This is a genomic window from Bergeriella denitrificans NBRC 102155 (assembly GCF_001592185.1).
GTDB classification, from domain to species: domain Bacteria; phylum Pseudomonadota; class Gammaproteobacteria; order Burkholderiales; family Neisseriaceae; genus Neisseria; species Neisseria denitrificans.
Genome location: NZ_BCWL01000311.1, coordinates 1 through 1,570 on the forward strand (window position 1 = coordinate 1; position 1,570 = coordinate 1,570).

2 protein-coding genes and 1 pseudogene are annotated in these 1,570 nt (G+C 53.5%); all 3 read right to left on the bottom strand.

Translation table 11 applies throughout. From position 1 onward, the window contains the following. Positions 1-384, bottom strand: a pseudogene (locus tag BDE01S_RS10460) (transposase); the annotation flags it as partial. A 1-nt stretch (position 385) separates the two neighbouring features. Beyond that, positions 386-1,243 (bottom strand): DUF3102 domain-containing protein, encoded by an 858-nt coding sequence (locus BDE01S_RS10465; RefSeq protein ID WP_066081292.1) that lies wholly within the window; start codon positions 1,241-1,243, stop codon positions 386-388. A gap of 44 nt (positions 1,244-1,287) precedes the next feature. Further along, the gene (locus BDE01S_RS10470) at positions 1,288-1,557 is read right to left on the bottom strand and encodes a helix-turn-helix domain-containing protein (protein ID WP_066081295.1); all 270 of its coding nucleotides are present in this window, start codon (positions 1,555-1,557) and stop codon (positions 1,288-1,290) included. Positions 1,558-1,570: the final 13 nt, after the last annotated feature.

A 1,570-nucleotide genomic window follows, 5' to 3' on the forward strand; every position in this document is an offset into this window, starting at 1 on the left:
CGCCCGGATAATGGTCGATTCCGATAAGGGCAGCACTTCGCCCGTTTCTTCGTCAATCCGCGCCGCTTCGATTTTGCCGTTGGCGCGCAGCATTTCCACCGCCTGCCGTACCGCCATCAGCCGCTTGCCGTTGCGCCGCATGGCTTCCATCAGAGCCGACGAAATCAATTTGGCTTCGTCAAGGCTCAGTTCCGACCTGCCCGCATCGCTGCGCCGCTTGCGGCTCGGTTTGACCGCCACCGCCTCCAGCTTGCGGTAGAGCGTGGCCAAACTCATGCCCAATTCCGCCGCCTGCTGCTTCAAATAGGCCGACTTGTCGCCGCGCCCCAGCGTGTCCGCATGGGTGGCCACAGCAGTAAGCCGCTCGTTTAATGCGGGATTCATCTCAATCCTCCTGCTTCAACCACTCCGGCATATCGTCCGTCGGCGCATCTTGCGGCAGCGCGAAAGACGAGCGCAGGGTTTCGCAATCCAAAATAATCTGATTGATGGTGCCGACCATCTTGGCGCGGTGGTCGATACCGTGCGCCTCCGTATGCGCGTTCATCTGCTCGAACATCTCTTTCAGGCGGCTGACCTGCGAGCGGATGCCCACTTCCAGGCTGGTCAGACGCATGGCAAGCTCGCTGCCCACATCCGCCGCGTCCGGTTCTTTCACGGTTTTTTTGCTTTTTTCCAGCTTCTCCGCCAGCTCGTCGACTTTTTTATTCTTGTCAGCAATGACCTTGTCTTTCGCTTCCGCCGTTTCTCGGCTCTCGCGCAGGGCAGCACGGAGTTCACGCACTGTCATACGGTCGACATCATCCAAAGTCATACCGTTAACTTCTTCACCTTCTGCCAAACCAATCAGCGTCACATCTTCTTCTACCAGCAGTTCCAGCAGCTTGGATTTGCCTAAATCCATCAGCTTTGGGGCTGCTTTCTGCATTTGCGGGGTCGCGAAACGTTGGGTAGCGGCAATTAAACGAGCAGTTTCGTTATGCCCAATACCAAACTGGCTCTTAACAATTTCCATAAATCGGCCATGCTGCGTATGCTCTTTTAAAATAATCAAAGCTCTGCCCAGCTCAAACATCCCTTCCATTGTTTGGCGTACTGCTTGGCGTCCGCGTTCAATCCAGCGTTCTTCGTTATAGGTTTCTCCGTTTCCCCATTGCTCCATCACCATCACGCTGTGCGCAGCTTGGTGGTTTTGGTTAGCAACCACATCCATAACTTCATGTTCGATTACGTCGTTGTTCATTTTTTATCTCCAAATTTCCTTACGTCAGGAAATTTCAAAATCGTTTAGTCCACTTCAACCCGTCTGCCCACTTCGGCAATCTTGCCTTGCAGCCGTTCCTGCTGCCGTCTGAACCGTTCGGCGATTTGTAGGGTTCTGATACTGTATGCAAAATTGCCGTTATCCAATTTGACCACCAAGCCTTCGCTGATTAAATCGTCCAAGTCCCGGCTCACATAGCTGGCCGGAATGCCGAGGCCGTCTGAAATCTCTTTGTTGCTGATACCGATAATCGGGTGGGCTTCCAACGCCTTGAAGACCTTTAAAATCCGAATGCCTTTACTGCTT